Source organism: Pseudomonas sp. B34(2017) (assembly GCF_002112915.1).
Taxonomy (GTDB): domain Bacteria; phylum Pseudomonadota; class Gammaproteobacteria; order Pseudomonadales; family Pseudomonadaceae; genus Aquipseudomonas; species Aquipseudomonas pharyngis.
The window spans coordinates 175,279-197,868 of record NZ_NEJA01000010.1 but is presented as its reverse complement, the minus strand read 5'-3'; the positions used below and the strand labels follow the sequence as shown (position 1 = coordinate 197,868).

19 protein-coding genes, 1 tRNA gene and 1 pseudogene are annotated in these 22,590 nt (G+C 61.4%); 9 read left to right on the top strand and 12 right to left on the bottom strand.

The annotated features are described in order from the left end of the window. Positions 1 to 120: 120 nt before the first annotated feature. Positions 121 to 873, top strand: a complete 753-nt coding sequence (locus CAF80_RS27790; RefSeq protein ID WP_085668215.1) for an energy transducer TonB — start codon at positions 121 to 123, stop codon at positions 871 to 873. Beyond that, positions 866 to 1,318, top strand: coding sequence for a ribosomal protein S18-alanine N-acetyltransferase (gene rimI / locus CAF80_RS27785; protein WP_039766383.1), 453 nt, complete (start codon positions 866 to 868; stop codon positions 1,316 to 1,318). The genes CAF80_RS27790 and rimI overlap by 8 nt, the downstream gene beginning before the upstream one ends. A 15-nt stretch (positions 1,319 to 1,333) precedes the next feature. Here the strand turns inward: rimI and CAF80_RS27780 are convergent, their stop codons facing one another. Then, positions 1,334 to 1,738 (bottom strand): serine kinase/phosphatase, encoded by a 405-nt coding sequence (locus CAF80_RS27780; protein WP_085668214.1) that lies wholly within the window; start codon positions 1,736 to 1,738, stop codon positions 1,334 to 1,336. 141 nt (positions 1,739 to 1,879) lie between these two features. Here CAF80_RS27780 and can point away from each other — a divergent pair, with 141 nt between their 5' ends. Further along, positions 1,880 to 2,524, top strand: coding sequence for a carbonate dehydratase (can, locus tag CAF80_RS27775; RefSeq protein ID WP_007951756.1), 645 nt, complete (start codon positions 1,880 to 1,882; stop codon positions 2,522 to 2,524). An 8-nt stretch (positions 2,525 to 2,532) separates the two neighbouring features. Here can and CAF80_RS27770 read toward each other — a convergent pair whose 3' ends face one another. From CAF80_RS27770 to CAF80_RS27750, 5 genes are all read right to left on the bottom strand, one after another. Next, positions 2,533 to 3,060: a lysine methyltransferase gene (locus tag CAF80_RS27770; protein ID WP_039766379.1), complete on the bottom strand. Its 528-nt coding sequence runs from the start codon at positions 3,058 to 3,060 to the stop codon at positions 2,533 to 2,535. Positions 3,061 to 3,237: 177 nt separating this feature from the next. Then, on the bottom strand, positions 3,238 to 4,410 hold the full coding sequence (locus tag CAF80_RS27765; RefSeq protein WP_085668212.1) for a hypothetical protein: 1,173 nt from the start codon (positions 4,408 to 4,410) through the stop codon (positions 3,238 to 3,240). Positions 4,411 to 4,472: 62 nt separating this feature from the next. Continuing rightward, a complete protein-coding gene (locus CAF80_RS27760; RefSeq protein ID WP_085668211.1) occupies positions 4,473 to 6,200 on the bottom strand; it encodes a J domain-containing protein in 1,728 nt (575 codons plus the stop codon). 11 nt (positions 6,201 to 6,211) lie between these two features. Beyond that, positions 6,212 to 7,909: a molecular chaperone HscC gene (locus CAF80_RS27755; protein WP_085668209.1), complete on the bottom strand. Its 1,698-nt coding sequence runs from the start codon at positions 7,907 to 7,909 to the stop codon at positions 6,212 to 6,214. A gap of 200 nt (positions 7,910 to 8,109) precedes the next feature. Beyond that, positions 8,110 to 9,528 (bottom strand): short-chain fatty acid transporter, encoded by a 1,419-nt coding sequence (locus CAF80_RS27750; protein ID WP_039766372.1) that lies wholly within the window; start codon positions 9,526 to 9,528, stop codon positions 8,110 to 8,112. 199 nt (positions 9,529 to 9,727) lie between these two features. Here CAF80_RS27750 and CAF80_RS27745 point away from each other — a divergent pair, with 199 nt between their 5' ends. The 4 genes and pseudogenes from CAF80_RS27745 (at position 9,728) to CAF80_RS27735 (ending at position 13,159) form a co-directional block, all read left to right on the top strand. Further along, a complete protein-coding gene (locus tag CAF80_RS27745; RefSeq protein WP_085668207.1) occupies positions 9,728 to 11,041 on the top strand; it encodes an MFS transporter in 1,314 nt (437 codons plus the stop codon). A gap of 118 nt (positions 11,042 to 11,159) precedes the next feature. After that, a pseudogene (locus CAF80_RS29360) lies at positions 11,160 to 11,888 on the top strand (PAS domain-containing protein); the annotation flags it as partial. A 156-nt stretch (positions 11,889 to 12,044) separates the two neighbouring features. Beyond that, complete coding sequence (locus CAF80_RS29355) at positions 12,045 to 12,476, top strand: methyl-accepting chemotaxis protein (RefSeq protein WP_371857749.1); 432 nt, start codon at positions 12,045 to 12,047, stop codon at positions 12,474 to 12,476. An 83-nt stretch (positions 12,477 to 12,559) separates the two neighbouring features. Next, the gene (locus tag CAF80_RS27735; protein WP_085668203.1) at positions 12,560 to 13,159 is read left to right on the top strand and encodes a flavin reductase family protein; all 600 of its coding nucleotides are present in this window, start codon (positions 12,560 to 12,562) and stop codon (positions 13,157 to 13,159) included. Positions 13,160 to 13,295: 136 nt separating this feature from the next. Here CAF80_RS27735 and CAF80_RS27730 read toward each other — a convergent pair whose 3' ends face one another. Both CAF80_RS27730 and ggt read right to left on the bottom strand, forming a co-directional pair. Next, complete coding sequence (locus CAF80_RS27730) at positions 13,296 to 13,667, bottom strand: type II toxin-antitoxin system HigA family antitoxin (protein ID WP_074692315.1); 372 nt, start codon at positions 13,665 to 13,667, stop codon at positions 13,296 to 13,298. Between the two features lie 187 nt (positions 13,668 to 13,854). Beyond that, a complete protein-coding gene (ggt, locus tag CAF80_RS27725) occupies positions 13,855 to 15,687 on the bottom strand; it encodes a gamma-glutamyltransferase (RefSeq protein ID WP_085668201.1) in 1,833 nt (610 codons plus the stop codon). A 155-nt stretch (positions 15,688 to 15,842) separates the two neighbouring features. Here ggt and CAF80_RS27720 point away from each other — a divergent pair, with 155 nt between their 5' ends. Further along, positions 15,843 to 16,949 (top strand): M14 family metallopeptidase, encoded by a 1,107-nt coding sequence (locus tag CAF80_RS27720; RefSeq protein ID WP_085668199.1) that lies wholly within the window; start codon positions 15,843 to 15,845, stop codon positions 16,947 to 16,949. A 76-nt stretch (positions 16,950 to 17,025) separates the two neighbouring features. On the opposite strand, the gene CAF80_RS27715 is transcribed toward CAF80_RS27720, so the two are convergent. The 4 genes from CAF80_RS27715 to CAF80_RS27700 form a co-directional block, all read right to left on the bottom strand. Further along, on the bottom strand, positions 17,026 to 17,277 hold the full coding sequence (locus tag CAF80_RS27715; protein WP_064599398.1) for a bacteriocin immunity protein: 252 nt from the start codon (positions 17,275 to 17,277) through the stop codon (positions 17,026 to 17,028). A gap of 6 nt (positions 17,278 to 17,283) precedes the next feature. Further along, positions 17,284 to 18,534: an S-type pyocin domain-containing protein gene (locus CAF80_RS27710; protein ID WP_085668197.1), complete on the bottom strand. Its 1,251-nt coding sequence runs from the start codon at positions 18,532 to 18,534 to the stop codon at positions 17,284 to 17,286. Between the two features lie 224 nt (positions 18,535 to 18,758). Next, positions 18,759 to 18,835, bottom strand: a tRNA-Met gene (locus CAF80_RS27705). Positions 18,836 to 18,950: 115 nt separating this feature from the next. Beyond that, entirely contained in the window at positions 18,951 to 21,008 is a 2,058-nt protein-coding gene (locus CAF80_RS27700; RefSeq protein ID WP_085668195.1) for a methyl-accepting chemotaxis protein, read from the bottom strand. A 333-nt stretch (positions 21,009 to 21,341) separates the two neighbouring features. Here CAF80_RS27700 and CAF80_RS27695 point away from each other — a divergent pair, with 333 nt between their 5' ends. Then, complete coding sequence (locus tag CAF80_RS27695; protein WP_085668193.1) at positions 21,342 to 22,559, top strand: MFS transporter; 1,218 nt, start codon at positions 21,342 to 21,344, stop codon at positions 22,557 to 22,559. The last annotated feature ends 31 nt before the right edge of the window (positions 22,560 to 22,590 follow it).

Here is a 22,590-nt window from a genome sequence, read left to right as displayed (position 1 = left end):
AGACTATCGATCAACAGCGCGCGATCTTGAGCGAAGGGCGGTAGAATCAGCGCACTTCAGTTATCCACAAGTGGCCGACCCTTGCTAATCGAGTCCCGCCGCCGCGCCTATTTGAACGCCATGCAGGTGGTCAATTGGCTGCCGCGCACCGAATTGCCCTTTGCCGCGCCGTCGCGGCCCGAGCTGCTGGACATGCCCGAGCCCGAGCCCGGGATTGCCGCGCCGGTGATTCCGGCAACCCCGGCCGAAGCGCCGGAGCAGCCGGCTGCGCGTCCGGTCGAGCGGCCGAAGATCGAGGTTCCGCGACCTTCGCTGGCCAGCACCCGTACGGGCGCCAAACCGGTCGAAGAAGTCGACGACACACCCGTGGTGGCCAAGCCGGCGCCGGTGCCGCCACCGCGTTTCGCCCTGCAATTGCTGCGCGCCGGCCGTTGCCTGCTGCTGGTGGAGTTACCCACAGGCGAAGCCTTCCAGTCGCGCGATCCTGCTTATCTGTTGCTCAAGGACATGCTGCGTGCCGCCGGCCTGCCGGACGCGCCGCAGATTGTCGGTGAGCCGGTGCGCTGGCCATGGCTGAATCGCGGCACGATGGATCAGGGACCTGAAGCGGCCCGGGATTTCGTCCAGGGTTTCCTGTCGGTGCAGATGGAGGCGGCGCCGTGCGTCTGCCTGTGGCTGATCGGCCTGCCGGCGGTGCGCTTTGCCGGTGAGGCGGATGCCGAGGCGTTCAACCGTGAATTGCAAATCGAGGGTCTTGGCCTGGCGTGGGCCGTGCCGGGGCTGGAATTGTTGATGGAAGAGCCACAGCGCAAGGCCGCCGTGTGGCAAGCCATGCGTCGGCTGATGGCGCGCTGGAAAGAATCGAATGAGTGACGCTGTATCGTTTCGCCCGATGACCGAGGCGGATCTGGACGCTGTGTTGAAGATTGAATTCGCCGCGTACAGCCATCCGTGGACCCGCGGGATTTTTCTCGACGGCCTGGGCAAGTACCAGATCTGGCTGATGTTCGAAGGCGAGCAACAGGTGGGACACGGAGTGGTGCAGATCATTCTGGACGAGGCGCATCTGCTCAATATCACGGTCAAGCCGGAAAACCAGGGGCGCGGGCTGGGGCTGACCCTGCTTGAATACCTGATGTCACGCGCCTACGCCGCCAATGCCCGCGAATGTTTCCTGGAAGTGCGCGACAGCAACACCTCGGCGTTTCGCCTGTACGAACGTTATGGCTTCAACGAGATCGGCCGGCGCCGGGATTACTACCCGGCGGTCGGCGGGCGTGAAGATGCCGTGGTCATGGCTTGCACGCTCGTCGACTGATCGCGGCAGGAGTCCTCAGCGCTTGCGATCCAGCGGATCGCGGCGCGCCAGTTCCGCTTCATCCAGCCCATTGCCGCCGCCGATGTCATCCTCGTCGACCACGCTCAGATCCCAATCGGCCTGATTGCCTTCTCCGAGTTCCTGGGCATCCCGGGCACCGTCCTCATGGATCAGGGTTTCCGGGCTGAGGTCGTCGTCGGTGGGCTCGTGATCGGTGGTCGATGCCCCGGTCAAACCGGCTTCGCGCACGCGCTCGCGTGGCATAAGCTGCTCGCGCTCGCGTTCGGGCAGTTCATCGCCGATCTTCGCACTGGGCTCTTCGTCGTCGAAGTCCAGCTCGTGCACCGAACCCATGCGGTCTTCGTTGTCATCGATGGGCTCCGGTTGCACCGCATCATATGGACGTCGTGAATCAGTCATGGCAAATCCTCATACTGTGGGCCTTACTGAGGTGGACTCACCGGGCGCACGAGAATTCAAAGCAAATCACCCGCGATTCCTGCGTGACCCCGACGGGCGGTCGACTGTCCTACCAGCGCATCTTTCTTGAGGCCTTACAGCATGCATGACTTACAAGACCTGATTGATAACAACGAGCGTTGGGCTGACGCGATCACCAAGGAAGACCCGGATTTCTTCGCCAAGCTGGCCCGTCAGCAGACGCCTGAATATCTGTGGATCGGCTGCTCCGACGCACGGGTGCCGGCCAACGAAATCGTCGGCATGCTGCCGGGCGATCTGTTCGTTCACCGCAACGTCGCCAACGTGGTGCTGCACACCGACCTCAACTGCCTGTCGGTGATCCAGTACGCGGTGGACGTGCTCAAGGTCAAACACATCCTGGTGACCGGGCACTACGGCTGCGGCGGCGTGCGGGCTTCGATGCAGGATCGCCAGTTCGGCCTGATCGATGGCTGGCTGCGTTCGATCCGCGACCTGTACTACGAAAAACGCGAAGAACTGGCCAAGCTGCCGACCGAAGAAGAACAGGTCGACCGTCTGTGCGAACTCAACGTGATCCAGCAAGTGGCTAACGTCGCCCACACCAGCATCATCCAGAACGCCTGGCATCGCGGGCAGAGCCTGTCGATCCACGGCTGCATCTACGGCATCAAGGATGGTCGCTGGAAAAGTCTGAACACCACGATCAGCGGTTTCGAGCAATTGCCGCCGCAGTACCGTTTGCGTCCGGTCGGCGCGCCTTGATCGGTCGTTCAGCGTAAACCTTGCCGACGCCGCCAGTTCAGCAAATAGCGCTGGCCTTCACGATTGGGTGTTTCGTCGTAACCGGTGATCCACCCACGGCAGTTCGAGGACCCGCAACCACAGGCAAACTGCCGCAGCAGTTTGTCTTCGGTGGCGGTGTAGTCGATGGTCAGCCTTTCACCCTCCACAATATCGCGCAGGGCCCACACCCATAACTCGCTCATGTCGAGAAAGGTGTTCGGGTCGCAGCAATGCTCGAATGCGCCACAAAAACGCGGGTCGTACAGATGGATGCCGGCCAGCAGTTGCCTTGTCTGCCGGCAGCGATAGGGCAGCAGTTGGCCCGAAAACCGGCATATTCGAGTGATACGCAGAAATTCTCGGCACGCTACGACAGCGATGGCCAAGCCCTCGGGATCGTGAACAATCTCGAAATCCTGCTTCGACGGAAATCCCAGGCGAACGGGGAGTCCGGCAAAAGGATAAATGCCCTCTGTATCGCGTGCCGGTTTACCCGATAATGCGTAAGTGTTCATAACGCTCCCTGTTGGCTCGGTGTCGCGACATCCCTCGGCTGACGTCCTGTCAGTCCTGCAACACAGTGATTGGATCCAAGATCTCCTAAATGATACTGGCGGTCTACTGTCAGATCTGACAGGCGAGATAGACGCTTTCCCGAGTCAGCCAAGGCTGACACGGGAAACGTTGGCGGTTTAGAGCGCGGGGGCCGGTGCGGAGGTGGTCGGCAGCGGACTATTGAGTTGTTGCAGCTGAGTCTTGATCGGCGCAGTGGCGCACTTGGCCGTGGCCTGTTCTGGGCTCAGGTTGCGGATCGAGGTGTAGAACAGTTCGCAGGTCTTGACCTTCTGCGTCACTTGCCAGGTCTGCGTGCAGCTGTTGAGCAGTGTTTTCGGGTCGGTACCCGGTTTGCTGCCCATCCCGGCCTGCCAGCAGGCGGCGCTCAAGTCCTGCCCCATCACCTTCAGACCCGCGGCATCGGCCTTGGCCTGGGCATCGTCGCCGGTGTAGCTCTCGGGATCGGCGGCATACCAGATGTAGCTCGGGTGGTTGGAGCCCAGCACCGGCACATTCACCCCCGCGCTCGGGCTGATGCTCGCCAGGCCCAGCACATTCACGGTTGCACCATATTGCTGCTTGAGCCAGTTGCGCACCGGCGCACCGAAGGCAACCATCGGCAGCGCGGCACCGCTGGCGTTCTGGCTGACCTGCTTGACCATGGTGGTCTGGTAATCCTTGAAGTAGTCGTACACGCCTTCCAGATCCTTGCCGGCGCTGGCGGGCGCGGCGATCGGGGCGATGTCGACGATGGTCTGGTAGGCCGGCGTCTGCTCGGCGGGGATGCCATTGTCGGTCAGCAGCGCAGCCCAGCGGTCGGTGGTGTTCGAGCGCAGGTAATCCTGGGCCTGGGTCAGTGAGTAATCCGGCGGGAAGTGCAGCAGCTCGACACTCTTGCGGTTTTCCAGGGCCATGCCCAGTGGCAGGAACAGGTACCAGCTGTACGCCCATTTGCCGTCGGCATTGAGCTTGCTGGCGCCGGTGTAGGCCAGATCGCCGGCGTCCAGCAGCGCGGTCAGCGGTTTGTCGTAGCCCTGTGGTACGCCGCTGATTTCGGCATAGAGCTGATCGTTGTCGTTTTTCACCAGCACCTTGGCGTTGGTGTAGCCGTCACGCTGCACGCTCTGGCTCAGGTAATGGGCGACGGTCTGCTCCAGCGTCCAGTTGCGAAAGCAGATCACGCTGCAATTGTTGGGGTAGGCGAAGAGGCGGGTGACGCGTTCGGTGCTGCCCAGTTTCAGGTCGACATCGGCGTGGGCCGCAGCGCTCAGCGTGAGCGCCGCGAGGGTGAGGCCTGCAAGTTTCAACATGCTCAGATCCTTTTCAGCGAGGGTAAAACCTTGGTGGAGGGGCAATCCGGCCCGCATCAAGCCTAGCCGGGGAACAGATGTTTCAGCGAATAACCAAGCTGACTCGCAAGAATCACGCCGGTCATGACCACCAGAAACAGCAATTGCAACGGGCTGAAATGCGCCCAGTGCAGCGCGGTCAGCCATGGGTGCTTGTCGCTGAACTCCGGGTCGAGCGTGCCGATGCGCCGCTTGTGCCAGAGCCCGATCACGATTACGCCGATGTAGGTGAAGGCTCCCAAGGCACCGAGCATGACCGAGAACAGCAGGATCATGACGGCTTGCGGCACGCCATGGCGCAGCACGAGCCAGCGGGTGTCAGGATTCCATCGGCGTGGAATGACTCTTTCGGTCAACCACAGGTCCTGAACGATCAAATGGGCGCTGATCAGAAACCAATAACTCAGGCCGATCCGGAAAAACCACACAGGAACGCAGGCGAAGGCCAGGGGAATGACGATGCTCATCGCCGTGGTTTTGTGCTCGGCGGGCAGATAGAACAGCCACAGTGCTAACGCTATCGCGGCCCAAGACCGCAACCAGGTTTCGGCGGCGATGTAGCGCGGCAGAAACCGTCGCCAGTAGAAAACGTCGGCATAGGGCAAGCGGGCAAGCAGGTCGGGGAAGCGCCACTTGAGGGTCTCCGACAGCTGCTGGCAGGCCTGCCAGTCCGCCGGAATGAAGCGGTCGGTCAGGTCTTTGTGTTGCCGCGGCTTCATCGGGCTGATCAGCATCCGTGCGGCCAGCGCATCGGGCGACCCGTTGCGCTGATCTTCGGCCCGGGAGCAAAGAGTGTCGTAGAGGCTTTCCTGGTTGCAGCGCTCGATCAGCGCCTGCCAGAGCCAGTCCGGTTGCGGATGAATGCCCTTGGTGTCGTCCCAGCCAAATAATTGGGAGATACGGTCGAACAGCGGAACGCTCCACTCTCTGTCCTGCAGCAGTTGCAGAATGATCTGCTGCCAGTGTTCCCGACGGTCGAACACCTGGAGCCAGGGTTGGGCCGTGTAAGTCTTGAGCAGCGCGAGAAATTCGCGCTCGTTTTGCGAGGCGAGGAGGGTTTCCAGCGATTGCCGGTAATCCGTCAGCAACTCGTTGGCGAGAATGCTGCGCTGCCCGTCGCCGATAACGATTTCCTGCCAGGGGCCCAGCCAACCGAGGTGCTGCACCGCCCAGCGGGCAATCGATAGGCGCAGGGCGGGCTGATCGAAGCACAACGTCAGCAACAATGTCTGGAACGCCTGCGCACAATCCTGCTGGCGCGCTTGCTCCCAGCGCTCGTCCAGGTTGGCTTCCGAGAGGCCGTTCAGCAATTGCGATGCGGCTTCAATGGCCGGGTCGGCAGTCGGCTGCTCGGGTTCCAGGTTAAGAGGCTCCGGATTCAGGGGCTGTACCCGCAAGATCGGCGACTCGAGCGGTGCTTCGGGCGCGGCCGGGGTCACCGGTTCGAATAGCGCCGCAGGGTAATCCCACGCATCGGTCCCTGTCTTCTGCAGCGGCTGGGCCATGGACTGCTCCTGTGCCGCCAGCGCGGCGATACCCGGAGCAAGCATGACGTCGCCGTGCTCGTCGGTCTCCTCGTTTTCAAGGCGCCACTGGGCAATCGACAGAGCACGCTCATAGGCCTCGCGCAGGCGCTGGAAGCCTGCGGCATCCTCATCGGGCCGGAAGACTTTCAGCAGACGCGCATAGCTGCGCTTGATATCGCGCAGCCCGGCGTCTTCGGGCAGTTGCAGGACGGACCAGCATTCCATGTCGTGCTTCCTTACTGCCAGGGGCTGCGGTCGAGGGCGCTCAACTGCTTGCTCAGTTCGGTGCGGGTCTCACGGATCTGCCGCTCGTCCTGAGAGTCCAGGGCGTGCTGGAATTGCTTGGCCCAGTGGCCGATCTGATCACGCAGGTCGCCCAGGCTTTCCTGATACAGACGTTCCAGCCGCGCACTGAGCAGGGTGTTCACCTGTTGCTCGCGCGGATGGATCTTCAATTGCGCCAGGGCTTGCAGACGCTGCTGGATTTCCTCGGGCGTCAGCACGCCGGGGTTGTTTTCGATGACCAGCGAATGCTGCTGACCGGTCAGGGGAATGCTGACCTGGGCCTCCAGCAAACCGTTGTTGTCGTAGGTGAAACGCACATCCAGCTCGACTTCGCCGGCCTTGCGCTTGGGCACCTTGATGTCCAGTTGGCCGAGCGCCACGTTGTCTTTGACCAGGCGGCTTTCGCCCTGAAAGATTCTCACGACCACCTGTTCCTGATTGTCGTGAAGGGTCTGCACGGTTTTCACCCGGCTGACCGGGACGATGCTGTTGCGTTCGATGATCGGCAGGTAATGACCGCTCTCATACTGGCGACCGACCTGGGTGGAGGTCTCGATCCCCAGGGTGTAGGAGCAGACATCGGTGAGCACCACTTCTTCCAGCGCGGCCGAACGGGCCTTGAGTGCCGCTTGAATCGCTGCGCCCTGGGCTACTACCTGATCCGGATCGAGGCTGATCGACGGGAAACGGCCGAACAGCCCGGCGGCGAGTTTGCGCACCAGCGGCATGCGGGTCGTGCCGCCGACCAGCAGGATTTCGTCGAGGTCGCTGACGCGGATGCGTGCGTCGCGCAGGGCCCGTTCGATCGGCGCGCGCAGGCGTTCGAGCAGCGGCATGTACAGCGTCGCCATTTGCGCCTGGGTGATGGTCTGGGTCCATTGCTTTTCGCCGACCTGCAATCTGAATTCGGCGCTGGCGTCCTGGCCCAATGCGCGGCGTACACGCTCGGCTTCGCGGCGCAGCGGCTGGAGGATGCTGGAGCGCTCGGGGAAGTCCGACACGTTGCGATGCTGATCGATAAAGTGCTCAAGCAGTACGTTGTCGAAATCCTCGCCGCCGAGGAAGTTGTCACCGGCGCTGGCGCGCACTTCCATGACGCCTTCGAAGAGTTCGAGAATCGACACGTCGAACGTACCGCCGCCCAGGTCGAACACCAGGAACGAGGTTTCCTTGTCCCGCTGGTGCAGGCCGTAGGCGAGTGCGGCGGCGGTGGGTTCGTTGATCAGCTTTTCGACTTTCAGGCCCGCCAGCTCACCGGCGATGCGCGTGGCCTTGCGCTGGGCGTCGCTGAAGTAGGCCGGAACGCTGATCACGGCTTCCGTGACGGTCTGGCCGTAGGTGCGCTCGACGTCTTCTTTCAGGCTCTTGAGCACCAGCGCCGACAGCTCTTCCGGGCGGAATTTTTTATCCCCGAGGTAAACCTCCGTGGCGCTGCCCATGTGTCGCTTGAACAGCGAAGCCGTCAGGCGCGGATGAGTGTGCAGACGCTCACGGGCGGCTTGTCCGACCAGAATCCGGCCCTGATCGTCCAACCCCACCACGCTGGGTGTCAGGAACTGCCCCAGGGCGTTGGGCACCAATTCAGTGGCGTCGCCGCGCCATACGGCAACAAGGCTGTTGGTGGTTCCCAGGTCAATCCCGACGATCATTGCAACGAACTCCCTTTGCGCTCTGACAAAAAATGAAACAGATATTGGCGCGCAAGAATATTACCGAGGCAGTGGCGCGGTAAAGAAAGATGATGGCGCTGAGCCATTATTTGCGACAGGCAACCGCAGAAGGGATCGTTCGGGGCGTTTTTGTGGAGGAGAAAGACAGGGCGCCGGAGCCGGCACCCTGTCGTCATCGTTTACGGCATCACGGGCGGTAGATAGGAAAGCGTCGTGCCCAGCGCCCACAGCAGCACCAGCACCAGCGGCGTGTGCACCAGCAATTGCACGAACGAGAAGCCGATCAGATCCCGCGCCTTCAGCCCCAGCACGCCCAGCAGCGGCAGCATATAAAACGGGTTGATCAGATTCGGCAGGGCTTCGGCGGCGTTGTAGATCTGCACCGCCCAGCCGAGGTGATAGTTCAGATCGTTGGCCACCTGCATCACGTACGGCGCCTCGATGATCCACTTGCCGCCGCCGGACGGAATGAAAAAGCCGAGAATCGCCGAGTACACGCCCATCAGCAGTGCATAGGTGTCGTGGGAGGCAATGCTGACGAAGAAGGTCGAGATGTGATGGGCCAGAGTCTGGGCGTCAGTGCCCTTGACCGTGGTCATCAGCGCGGCGATCGAACCATACAGCGGGAACTGGATCAGCACCCCGGTGGTGGTCGGCACGGCGCGCGCCACTGCATCGAGGAAACTGCGCGGGCGCCAGTGCAGCAACGCGCCGAGCATGATGAACAGGAAGTTGTAGGTGTTGAGCCCGGAAATCGCGGTGATCGCCGGTTTGGTCGAGAACTCGTGGAACAGCCATCCGGCCGCCAGCAGCACCAACAGGATGATCAGCAGCGGGCTGTGTTCCAGCCATTCGCCGGGGCGAGTACGAGGTTGCAGCGGCGGCAGGTTGAAGGCCGGGTCGATGCCGCAGGCCTTGGCATCACGCGCCGAGTTCGGGCCGGGTGCGGTGGCGTAGGCGATGATGATCGAAATCACGATCAGCGCCAGCAGCATGACTCCCGACTGCCAGAGGAAAATTGTCTGGGTGAACGGAATCACCCCGGTGATCGACAGGATCGACGGCGGCAGGCTGGCCGGGTTGGCCTGCAACTGCGCGGCGGACGACGACAGCCCCAAGGCCCACACGGCGCCGAGGCCAAGGTAGGCGGCGGCACCGGCGGCGCGGTAGTCCATTTTCAGATCGGTGCGGCGGGCGAGGGCGCGGACCAGCAGACCGCCGAACACCAGCGACAGGCCCCAGTTGAGCAAGGACGCGACCATCGAGATCAGCGCGACCCACGCCACGGCGGAGCGGCCGTTCTTCGGGATCCGCGCCAGGCGATCGATCAGCTTCACGGCGGGCGGCGAACTGGCCACCACGTAACCGCCGATCACCACAAAGGCCATCTGCATGGTGAACGGAATCAGGCTCCAGAATCCGTCCCCGAACGCCATCGCGGCGTCGGTGGGTTTCGCTCCCATGGCCAGGGTCGCCAGCGCGACGATGATCACCGCCAGCGCGGCGAATACCCAGGAGTCGGGAAACCAGCGTTCGGCGAAACTTGAACAGCGCAAGGCAAAGCGCGCAGAGCGGCTATCTTCGATATCAACGGCCACGGGAGTACCTCGGATTTTTATGTTTATTGTGGTCTTCGGGGCTTGGCCGGCCCGTCTGGACAGGTGCCAACAGTAAATCAACCGGCGGATTTTTGTGACCGTGTTTTGCTGAATCAGACTATGGTCTAACGGGTTGTCCGGCGGCCCGTTTGCGTAGACCATGGGCGCCTTGGTTTTTTGCCTGCCAGAGTTCTTTGCCATGACTGCCCATTCCACTGCCCGACCGGCGCCGTTCAGCCGTTCCGACTACAAGACCCTCGGCCTTGCGGCCCTGGGCGGGGCGCTGGAGATCTACGATTTCATCATTTTCGTGTTCTTCGCCCTGACCCTCAGCCAGCTGTTCTTCCCGCCGGAAATGCCCGAGTGGCTGCGTCTGCTGCAAAGTTTCGGGATCTTCGTGACCGGCTATCTGGCGCGCCCGCTGGGCGGGATCCTGATGGCGCATTTCGCCGACCGGCTGGGGCGCAAGAAGGTTTTCAGCCTGAGCATCCTGATGATGGCGCTGCCGTGCCTGCTGATCGGGATCATGCCGACCTACGCGCAGATCGGCTATTTCGCACCGCTGTTGCTGCTGGCGCTGCGCATCCTGCAAGGCGCGGCGGTGGGCGGTGAAGTGCCGAGCGCCTGGGTGTTTGTGGCCGAGCACGCGCCGGCCGGCCATCGCGGTTATGCGTTGGGCTTTCTGCAGGCCGGTTTGACCTTCGGTTATTTGATCGGCGCACTGACTGCGACCTTCCTGGCGCAAGTGTTCACCCCCGCCGAAGTGCTGGATTACGCCTGGCGTTATCCGTTCCTGCTCGGCGGCGTGTTCGGTGTGATCGGCGTCTGGTTGCGCCGCTGGCTGAGCGAAACCCCGGTGTTCATGGCCATGGAAGCGCAGCGCGAGGCCCGGGTCGAACTGCCGCTGCGCACCGTGCTGCGCGATCATCGTCTGGCCATGTTGCCGGCGATGCTCCTGACCTGCGTGCTGACTTCGGCGGTGGTGGTGTTCGTGGTCATCACTCCGACCATGATGCAGAAAACCTTTGGCATGACTGCCGGCCACACCTTCGCGTTGAGCGCATTGGGCATCGTCTTCCTGAATATCGGTTGTGTGATTGCCGGTCGACTGGTCGATCGGATCGGTGCCTGGCGCACGGTCATGCTCTACAGTCTGTTGCTGCCACTGGGGATCGGCCTGCTTTACACCTGCCTGATCAGCGGCGGTGACTGGGTCGGTCTGGCTTACGCCATCGCCGGCTTGTGCTGTGGCGTGGTCGGGGCGGTGCCGTCGGTGATGGTCAGCCTGTTCCCGGCGCGGATCCGTGTTTCCGGGATCTCCTTCACCTACAACATTGCCTACGCCGCCTGGGCCAGTGTCACACCGTTACTGCTGATCGGTCTGATGCCGTGGAGTCCGTGGATCTGTGTGATGTTCTGCGCGGTGATGGGAGCGGTGGGGGGCGCCAGTGCGGCGTATTTTGGCTCGCGAATGCTACGCGCGGAGCAGTGTGCCGTGGCCGGCGCCGCCTGAATTGTTGAGGCTTAACTATTTTTGTAGGACACGCCTCAAACGCTCTTCAGAAAAGCCCTCCAAGGCCGATGGTTAGGCTGTGTGTCCGCTCTCCATCCAGTCCATCGGTGCTTTCCCCATGTTCAACAAACGCCTGAAGCAAGAGCTGGCGGCTCTTCGTGAAGAACTCTCCAGCCTTCTGCAAGTGAAGGAGAGCCTGGAAAGCGAGATGCTGGTGCTTACCCTTGAGCCCGACGGACGGATTCAGTCGGTCAACCAGAACTTCCTCAATGAAATGCTCTACAAGAGCCACGACCTGATCGGCCGTGCCATCGAAGACATCGTGCCGTCCCATGTGAAGTCCGATGAGTTTCATCACCGCTTCAAGGCCGCTTTGACCCGTGGCGAGCATTTCGCCGGCGCTGTGCGTCTTTCCCGCGGTAATGGCGAAGAGGCGTGGTTGCGTTCGATCGTGCAGCCGATTCGTTCATCGGATGGCCGGATCAAACATTTTTCGATTTTCTCCAGCGACCTGACCCGCACCATCGAGGCCTCCCGCGAACACGAAAACCTGATCGGCGCACTGGTGCGTTCGACCGCCGTGATCGAGTTCGACCTCAGCGGAAACGTGCTGAGTGCCAACGACCGGTTTCTCCAGGGCATGGGTTACAGCCTGGCGCAGATCAAGGGCAAACATCACCGCCAGTTCTGCGAGCCGGAGGAGTACAACAGCGCCGAGTACCAGAACTTCTGGCGCCGCCTGAACAACGGCGAATTCGTTGCCGGCCGTTTCAAACGGGTCGACAGCCATGGTCGCGTTGTCTGGCTGGAGGCGTCCTACAACCCGGTGCTCGACGCCAACGAAAAACTCTACAAAGTGGTGAAGTTCGCTACGGTGATCACCGATCAGGTCAATCAGGAACAGGCCGTCGCCGACGCCGCCAATATCGCCTACAGCACGTCCCTGCAGACCGACAGCACGGCCCAGCGCGGCACCCGTGTGGTGACTGAAGCGGTCAATGTGATGCGTGATCTGTCCAGGCACATGCAGACCGCCGGCGAAGGCATCGAGGCGCTGAACGAGCAATCCCAGGTGATCGGCACCATCGTCAAGACCATCAGCGGCATCGCCGAGCAGACCAACCTGCTGGCGCTCAACGCTGCCATTGAAGCCGCTCGTGCCGGTGAGCAGGGCCGAGGCTTTGCGGTGGTGGCCGACGAAGTGCGGCAACTGGCCTCGCGCACCAGTCAGGCGACCGAGGAAATCGTCGGCGTGGTGCGCCAGAACCAGGACATGGCGCGCAACGCCGTGGCCCTGATGACCGACGGCAAGCAACAGGCCGAACAAGGGCTGGCGCTGGCGGCCGAGGCCGGTACGGTGATCGTCGAGATCCAGGACGGCGCGCAGAAAGTGGTGAACGCGGTCGGCCAGTTTGCCAATCAGTTATCCAGCTGATGCGAGGCGAAGGGATTGTCCATGGCAATCCCTTCGCGGTTTTTATCCCGCTACAATCGGCTCTTTTTCCCGGAGCAGATCCCATGAGCGAGTCCTTCCGTCGCCCGGTTCCCCTGAACAAAGCCTACCGCCTGCTCAATCACGGGCCGACCGTGCTGGTCAGCGCCGCCCATGCCGGGCAGCGCAACATCATGGCCGCGGCGTGGGCCATGCCGCTGGATTTCGAACCGCCGAAAGTCGCGGTGGTCCTCGACAAATCCACCTGGACCCGGCAACTGCTCGAGGCCTCGGGCACTTTTGTTCTCAACGTTCCCTGTGTGAAACAGGCTGACATCGTGCAGACCGTCGGCTCGACTTCGGGTCTTGAAATCAATCGCGATCAAGGTCAGGACAAGTTCCAGGCTTATGGCCTGCCGACCTTCGCTGCTGAGCAGGTTGATGCTCCGATGCTGGACGGTTGCGTGGCCTGGCTCGAATGCCGGTTGCTGCCTGAGCCGCGCAATCACGAACAGTACGATCTGTTTCTGGCCGAGGTGATTGCGGCGCAGGCTGATTCGCGGGTGTTCAGCGATGGACGCTGGCACTTCGAGGGGCATGACGGCTTGCGCACTCTGCACCATGTGGCCGGCGGGCATTTCCTGACGATTGGCGATTCGGTGGATGGCAAGATGCTCGAGGTTTGAGCGCCGCTGAATGACAAGTCATGGCCGGATGTTGCAATACAAAAAAGGCTTACCTCTCGGTAAGCCTTTTTCAGTTGGAGGGTGGAGAATTCAGGGTAGGTAATACATGTTGAGGTGCCTGCACAGCTGTTTTTTATCAGACCGATTTCATGGGTTTGATCAGACTTTCTGCCGGAATACCGAACAATTCGTGAAGCTTCCAGATCATGGGAAGCGTCAGCGCGCGTTTGCCATTCAGAACTTCATAAACGCGGTTTGTCCGGCCAATTGCTGGAGCGAGATCGGCGGCTGACAGCCCGGACTGCTCCATCCGAAACCTTATGGCGTCAATCGGGTTGGGCAGGTCGAGTGGGAAGTGTCTGGCCTCATAGGCCTCGATAAGGGTGATCATGATGTCGAAGTAATCACCTTCAGGCGTGCCGGGCTCTGGCTCATTCTCGAAAAGAGCGGACACGTCTTTGAGTGCCGCACGGTAGTCTTCTTCGGTGTGAATCGGACGTATGTTCATGGGTTACTCCATTTCGACGGTATCAGCGTCGATTGCGTCGTACTGTTTGTGAGAACTCTGCAGCACTCTATCCCGGACAGCATTTTTCCGGTGTAGGAAAAGGCAGCGTGAATTAGCCGAATTGGATTTATGGACATACAAAAAAGGCTTACCTCTCGGTAAGCCTTTTTCAGTTGGCAGCGTTGATTCAATCCCCCAACGCTACTCCTTCGCGCCGAGGATCTGCCCCACCTGACAGCGTTGACTTCCCCTGAGCATCCTTGACCCGCACGATGGCCTGAGTGCCGCTGGTCATGTCGATTTCATTGACGGTGTGGCCCTTGTCCTTGAGCGCCTGGATCAGCGTCGGGCTGAACTGGCCTTGTTCCAGTTCCGTCGGGCCGTTGCGGCTGCCGAAGTTGGGCAGGCTGATGGCGCTTTGTGGGTCGAGGTTCCAGTCGAGCAGGCCGACGGTGGTTTTGGCCACGTACTCGATGATCTGCGAGCCGCCGGGAGAGCCAACGGTGGCGACGAACTCGCCACTGTTGCGGTCGAAGATCAGGGTCGGCGCCATCGATGAGCGTGGGCGTTTGCCCGGCTCCACTCGGTTGGCGACTTTCTGTCCGTTCTCTTCGGGGATGAACGAGAAGTCGGTCATCTGGTTGTTGAGCAAGAAGCCCTGAACCATCAGGTGCGAGCCGAATGCCGCTTCGATGGTGGTGGTCATCGATACCGCGCCACCGAAGTCATCGACGGCCACCACTTGCGAGGTGGAAATGCGCAGCGGCGAGCGATCCGGCGCGTAGGCAACCTGCACGCCCGGCGGTGTGCCGGGTTTGGCGCTGCCCAGGCTGCGTTCGCCGATCAGGCTGGCGCGGCTGGCCAGGTAACCCGGATCGACCAGGCCCTTGACCGGTACAGGCACGAAGTCGGTATCGGCTACGTATTGCGCGCGGTCGGCGTAGGCCAGGCGCTCGGCTTCGGCGATCAGGTGCACGGCTTGCGGTGCTGGTTCGATGCCGGCGGGTTTATCGGTCTTCACAGGCTTGAGCGGCGTCAGGGACAGGCGCGGATCGCGGGTTTCCAGCGCCTGCAAGGTGCCGAGGATTTGCGCCACCGCAATCCCGCCCGATGATGGCGGCGGCATTCCGCACACCTGCCAGCGCTTGTAGTCGGTGCACAGAGGCGCGCGTTCCTTGGCCTGATAGTGCTGAAGGTCGGTCAGCGACAGGCTGCCGGGGTTGGCGTGGCCCTGAACCTTGGCCACGATCTCTTCGGCGATCGGGCCTTTGTACAGTGCGTCCGCACCTTCGTTGGCGATGCGTTTGAGAACGGCGGCCAGCGCCGGGTTTTGCAGTCGCGTGCCGACGGCTTTGACGCTGCCATCGCTGTTCAGAAAATACCTGGCCATGTCCGGCGAGCGGCGAATCACCGGGTCGGACTCCAGCAGCGAATGCAGGCGCGGGGAGATCGCAAAACCCTGCTCGGCCAGTTTGATCGCCGGCTCGAACAATGTTGCCCACGGCAAGCGTCCGTGCTTTTTGTGCGCCAGCTCCAATGCACGCATCACACCCGGCGTGCCGACGGAGCGTCCACCGATCTGCGCCTGCGGGAACGGCATCGGTTTGCCGTCGGCCTGTAGAAACAGCTTCTCGGTCGCACCCGCCGGTGCGGTTTCGCGACCGTCGTAGGTGTGCACCTGTTTACCATCCCACAGCACGATCATCGCGCCACCGCCGATCCCCGAGGACTGCGGTTCGACCAGGGTCAACACGGCTTGCATCGCGATGGCGGCATCGATGGCGGAACCACCCTGACGCAACATCTCGCGACCTGCTTCGGCGGCCAGCGGATTGGCAGCCGCGGCCATGTGTTTTTCAGCGTGGCTGGCTTGCAGGCCGGTGCGGTAACCGGAGGCGGCTTCCGGCGCCAGCGGCAGGGTCGAGGAGGGCGGTGCGTTGCAGGCCGTGAGTGCAATGGCACTGACGATCAGTGTCAGGGCGGGCAGGCGAAAGCGGTTCAGGGGCAGGGCTGGAAACACGCGGGGCTCTCCGTCCGTGGGATAAAGGTCTGACGGACTGTATCGGCCGACCGTGTACGACGCAAACCGCAGGCACCTTTGTCCTTCATGCCTTGGCGGATTTTCTGTAGGGTCAGGGGCAAACGTGAAGCCAGAACAATCAACAAGAGGCCGCCATGCACAACGAGTTTCCGACCCAGCCCAGCTATCGCGAACAGCGCGAGCGCTTTCTTGCCGCCGCGAAGGTGACGGGTGCCACGCTCTCTTCGTACGCGCATCCGCTCAATGGGCCGTTTGGCGAGTCTTTGAGTACCGATGTCGCGGTGCTGGGTGATCCAGCGGCCAAACGGCGCCTGGTGGCGCTCAGCGGCACCCACGGTGTTGAGGGTTATTACGGTTCGGAGTGCCAGATCGACTGGCTGAAGCATTTCACGCCGCAGTCGCTGCCGAAGGATGTCGCGGTGGTGATGATTCACCTGATCAACCCGTGGGGCACGGCGTGGCTGCGGCGAGTCAATGAAGACAACATCGACCTCAACCGCAATCACCTGGATTTCAACCGACCGCTTCCGAACAACCGTGCTTACGCGGCGCTCCATGAAATCTACGCCTGCACCGATTTGAACGGCCCCGAGCGACAAAAGGCTGATGCCTTGCTCGATGCGCAAATTGCCGAGCGCGGCTGGCCGGCGGTGATGTCGATTGTCGAGGGCGGTCAGCACAGTCATCCCGACGGATTGTTCTTTGGCGGACTCGCACCAAGCTGGTCGAATCGCACGCTGCATTCAATCATCGAGAGTCATCTGGCCGGTGCTGAAACCGTGATGTGTTTCGACCTGCACACCGGCGCCGGTGAGTACGGGCATCCGATGTTGCTGACGATTACCCAGGCGCCGTATCCAGCGCTGGCAAAGGCGCAGTCGATTTACGGCCCGTGGCTCTACACGCTGCACACCGGCGCCGAAACCTTGAGTGAAACCGGCGTTGCCGCGACCGCCACCGGCTACACCTCGCAGGCACTGCTCAATGCGCTGCCGAATGTGCAACTGATGCCGTTCGTGATCGAGTGCGGGACTTATCCGGGGCCGGACGTGCATCGTTACCTGCGCGACGATCACTGGCTGCATCTGCATGGCGATCCGCTGGATGCGACGGGGCGGGCGATCAAGTTGAATCTGCTGGAGCAGTTTTATCCGGCGGATCCGGACTGGCGGGCGATGGTCGGTTTGCGGACGCGGCAGATTTGGGCGAAGGGGCTCAGGGCGTTAGGGGGCGAGGCATAAACAAACGGCTTGCCTTTCGGTAAGCCGTTTTGACTGCTTGGATATTTACAGTGGTGGGACTATGGCCGGCTGATGTTCACTGCTTGAAGCCTGGCAGTCCGTTGGTAGCACGCCATTCTTTTACGGTCTTCGTAATGCCCACGGCAGAGTTGTCCTCTCCTGGTTCGGGATAAAAAATCAAGTCGGTGCCGTCCGGGTGGCCGGTAAGCTTTCTGAATTGTGCCAGCAGCTCGCCAAGCTCCGTATCCGATCCACTTTTATTGGTGGCACGTATTTTTTCGATGAAACGGATAAATTCGGTTTCAGTGTATTCAGATATTTTTTCCATGTGCGTTCACTGTTTTTTGTGTTGAAAGATGTGATTTTTAGGGGTGTTGATTCGGAGGTTGTCTATGTCGTAGAAAGCGCCGCCATCAGTGATCCGCTCGACGTGATGTATTTCAAATACCCCTCTTGTGCCTACAGACTCCCTGTCTCGAACCGCGGGTGCGTTGCCCGACATTAAACGATCTTGGGCATCCGAATTGAACTGATCGAAAAGTTCTGGATCATCCCGCACGGCTTGCCAGAATGCTTTTCTGAACGCGTCGAAGTTTGAAAACTCCCTCCCTCTGAGTCTGTCCGCAATCCGCGTCGGAATCGGCACTCCAATCCCTGTTCCAGCTCCTGTCAGCCATACACCGGAAACATCCTCACCAATCCCCGTCACCGTCCCCGGCATCAATCTCGCCGGTTTCGAAAACACCACATACAAAGACTTCAGCCCGGTCTCAGCCGGAAACACCAGAATACAATCCTCGGCGGTGATGTCTTCGCCGGGCAGGATTTCTATCTGGCTGTCGGTGTTCGCGGCGATCGGGTGGACGAGGATCGTGCTCAGTGGTTCGCCGTGCTCCGGATAAACCAGCGGCGGCATCGCTCCCAGCGGCCCGCGTTGCGGCGTCCACAGAATCGTGATGCCGTTGAGCTTCGCCTCCATGGCGCTCTTGTCGCTGTTCCACTCGACTTTTACGGTACGCACCGAGTCGTCGCCCGAGGCTCCGGTGTGGATGCCGTAAACCTGCATGACGCCTTCGGCATCGCGTCGGAACTGGAACCGCACGCGAGTGGTTGCGCGAGACAAGGTGCGTAGCTGATCGTCGGTGTAGAGCGTGCCGTCGCCCATTCTGGCCGGCAGCATCCCGAGGATGAAAACACTGGCCGGGCCTGCCGCACCACGGATTGCCCAGTTGAGACGTTGCTGCAGAATTCCACCGCCCGCCATGCGCCCCAAGGCCAGATCGGCGCCGATTGCTTTCGCTACGAGCTTACTGGCTGCGGGAAAGCGTATGGCGCCGGCCACCATGATCTTGCCGAAACTGGAGGCGGGCTCAGGTGTAGTGCCGGCATCCGTCCGGCACCAGTTGCCCGGCGTGCAGGACTTGGCAAAAACCAGATCGTCGCGAGGCTTTGGGGATGGCCATTCGTCTGTCGGGACGTAGACAGGCTCTGGCTCCGGGGGCGGATTCCAGGCAGCCCACGAGGCGCCGCCGTTCGGAAGTTTTCGGCGCCAGATATCGTCGAAAGGGTCTTTGTCCGGGTCCATGACAACTCCCTGTCTGTCTTTGGATCAAGACAGGGGAGCTTGTCGGTCAATCGCGATGGCGATCAAATCGACTTGCCGGGATGCGCGTGCCTGAACGAACGAAAAATCCTCTTCGTACGCTTTTCGCACCCGGTTCCTACGGAGCCAGTCGATTCACTGAGGAAGGGCACTTTTCTCGAGGCATAAAAAAACGGCCTACCTTTCGGTAAGCCGTTTTTAGTACTTGGTGGCTACACAGGGACTTGAACCCCGGACCCCAGCATTATGAATGCTATGCTCTAACCAACTGAGCTATGTAGCCAAGTGGCGCGCATTATTCCCCTGAAATGGAAAAGCGTCAAGCGTAAATTCAAAATATTTCTTCTTATTTTCAACCGCTTATCCTCCCGCGCCGAAAATCGGCGCGGGAGGGGCTTTCAACGCAGCTGAAATCTTCCGGTGTTGGCACTCAAGGCATGGCTGCCCTGGCTCAAGGTGTCCGCCGCGAGGTTCACCGCCCGCGCGCCTTCGAGCAGGCGAACCGCCGCCTGATCCACCTGCTGGATATTGCCGCTGACCTCATCGGCGGTGCTTGCCTGTTCCTCGACCGCCGTGGCGATCTGGGCGAGGGTGTCGGTGACGCTCTGCACGGCGCTGGCGATTTCCCCCAGGCGTTCGCCCAGTCCGGTGACCGCTTCCGCGTCTGATTGCGCCTGACCGCACGCAGCCTCCATCAGGCTCACGGCTTCGTTGACCGTATTGCGCAGACTGTCGACCGTACCGGCGATCTGCGCCGTGGATGATTGCGTACGTTGCGACAGGCTGCGCACCTCGTCGGCCACCACGGCAAAGCCACGACCCTGTTCACCCGCACGAGCGGCCTCGATGGCGGCGTTGAGCGCCAGAAGGTTGGTCTGCTCGGCGACGCCGCGAATGGTGTCGACTACCAATTGAATCTGCTGCCCTTGCTCGCTGACCCGGCCGAGCGCTGCGGCAGTTTCGTTCAGGCGCTGATTGAGCTGCTGGATACTCGCCGTGGTGCGTTGACTGTCACGGCTGCTGTCGGCAGCGATGCGCTGGGTGTGCTGGGCGCTGCCCGAAGCCTGTTCGCAACTCTGCGCCACGCCTTGGGACGTCGCCGCCAGTTGCGTGGCCGCTGCAGCGATCTGACTGATCTGCAATTGTTGCGCTTCGACTTCGCTGAGAGCGCCGCTGGAGTGATCGTTGAGGCTGCGCACCGCGTTGCTCAGTTGCGAAGTTTCGTGATCGACACCCAGCAGGCTGGTGCGCAGTTGCACTACGGCCACGTTGAGCGCGGTGCTGATCGACGCCAGTTCATCACGTCCCACGACCGGCACTTGCAGGCTCAGATTGCCGTCGCGCAGGGCTTCGGCCAGCAGCGTGATGCCGCTGGCGCTGCGGCGGATCGAGGCTTGCAGGCAGACGAACAAATACAGCGCCGCCAGCAACAGGAAACCGAAGACCGCCGCGACAATGATGAACTGACGAATCGCCGATCCGTGGTAGTCATCCAGCCGCTGATCCAGCGACACCAGCGATTGCTGGCGCAGCGTGGCGAGGTCGCCGAGCAGGGCGTCGAGGGTGCGCTCGAACTCTTCCGGCTTGAGGTTGATGCTGCCGCCGAACACGCCGTCATCCAGCACTTTCAATCCGGCGTCCAGCTGTTTGAGGCTGTCGTGATATTGCCCGGCCCAGTTTTGCAGGGCTGGCGGCAGACGCGCTTCAAGCAGGCTCGCGGTTTTCACCAACTGCTCGCGCGCATCGCCGATGCGGCTGCGCAGGTCACGCAGTTGCAGACGGCTTTGCAGGGTGAACTGACCGGAAACCACGGACGCCTGGCCGACGGCTGCCAGTCGGCCGACCCGCTCGATCAGGTCCGGTGCGTGCTGGGTGGAAATCTGAGTCAGCAGATAGGTTTCCAGCCACGGCGCGAGGATCAGGCGATTGTCCATCGCGATCTGCTCACGCAAGGCTTGCAGGGCGCTGAGGGCGTTGGTGAAGCGGTCGTAACCATCCGGCCACCAACCGACACCGGAAAGGCTTTTCGAGTCCAGACCATTGAGCGCGGCTTGCAGTGCCTGATAGCGGGTCAGGGTTTCACCTTCCGCACCTTCGGCTTGCAAGGCACTGCCCAGCTCCAGCGTCGCCTGGGCAACAGCAGGCTGCACGCCATCGAAGGCGGCCACGGCGGCCAGAGTCGCGGGTGTCGGCTGGCGGTTGGTTTCCGTGGCGCGCCAGCGGGCGGCGCGATCGCGCTGGGCGGCGAGCAGGTTGTCGAGTGCATCGAGGGCGAGCAACTGCCGCACACCGGCACGTTCGCCGGCGATCAGGTTGAGTTTGTCGCGATAGTCCTGGCCGATCATCAACAGGCTGCCGGCCAACGGCAGGATAAACAGCAGAAACAACAACTGGAATTTACGCGCGAAGCCAAACCGCCCCAGCAACCTGATCCCCGGTGATAAAAAAGCCTGCATGCCCCATGACTCCTCTGGACACCACGCACCATCGGCGTGCATCGCGGTCGTTGCGACCGTGACTGGTGCCCTGCTAAAAGGCCTCGAAAGTTCACCCTTGCCCGCTCTGTAGGCCGGCTCTGTAGCGAAACTTCCCATTCTCGATGCCCTTTGTAAGGGCGCCGCGTTCAAGCGGATAAGCAAGGCAAGATTCAGACCATGGCGTTGCGCTATCACTTGTGGCGCGACGACTGAATAGTTCGTTAGCTGGCTAAGGGGATGGCGCTGGCGCACCGAAAAATGGCACATTGACGCACCTGCCCGCGTGCACCCATCTGCAGTCCGGAAATTCCCATGGCTATCAGCAACGTTCAGACCGCCGCTGCCTCGGCGTCCGCTCCTCCCCAGAGCAGTCCACTGGTGATGCGCATCATCGGCGCGGTGGCGCTGGCGCATTTGATCAACGACCTGATCCAGTCGGTGCTGCCGTCGATCTATCCGATGCTCAAGGCCAACTATGGCCTGAGCTTCACCCAGGTCGGCCTGATTACCCTGACCTTCCAGTTGACCGCGTCGCTGTTGCAGCCGTGGGTCGGTTATCACACCGATCGGCATCCGAAACCGTGGCTGTTGCCGGCAGGTTCCGTGTGCACGCTGATCGGCATTGTGATGATGTCGATGGTTGGCAGTTTCCCTCTTATCTTGCTGGCGGCGGCGTTGATCGGTATCGGCTCTTCGACCTTCCACCCTGAAGCTTCCCGCATCGCGCGTCTGGCGTCGGGCGGGCGCTTCGGTCTGGCGCAATCGACGTTCCAGGTCGGTGGTAACGCCGGTTCGGCATTCGGCCCGTTGCTGGCGGCGGCGATCATCATTCCTTTCGGGCAGGGCAACGTGGCGTGGTTCGGGCTGTTCGCGGTGTTTGCGTTGTTCGTGCTCTATCGCATCAGTCGCTGGTACGCCCATCACCTGAACCTGTTCAAGCTCAAGGCCGGCCAGGCCGCCACTCATGGACTTTCGAAGGGTAGGGTGGTCAGTGCGCTGGTGGTGCTGGGTCTGCTGGTGTTCTCCAAGTATTTCTACATGGCCAGCCTGACCAGTTACTTCACCTTTTACCTGATCGAGAAGTTCGACCTGTCGGTGGCCAGTTCGCAGCTGCACCTGTTCCTGTTCCTCGGCGCGGTGGCGGCGGGAACGTTCTTTGGCGGGCCGATTGGCGACAAGATCGGGCGCAAGGCGGTGATCTGGTTCTCGATCCTCGGCGTGGCACCGTTCACGCTGCTCATGCCCCATGTCGACCTGTTCTGGACCAGCGTCCTGAGCGTGGTGATCGGCTTCATCCTGGCTTCGGCGTTCTCGGCGATTGTGGTGTACGCGCAGGAGCTGGTGCCGGGCAATGTCGGGATGATTGCCGGGGTGTTCTTCGGTCTGATGTTCGGTTTCGGCGGGATTGGCGCGGCGTTGCTCGGGCATCTGGCGGACATTCACGGCATCGAATACGTGTACTTCCTGTGCTCGTTCCTGCCGCTGTTCGGGGTGCTGGCGATCTTCCTGCCGAGAACCAAGAAGGCCTGACGGGCCGAATTTCAGGCACAAAAAAGCCGCG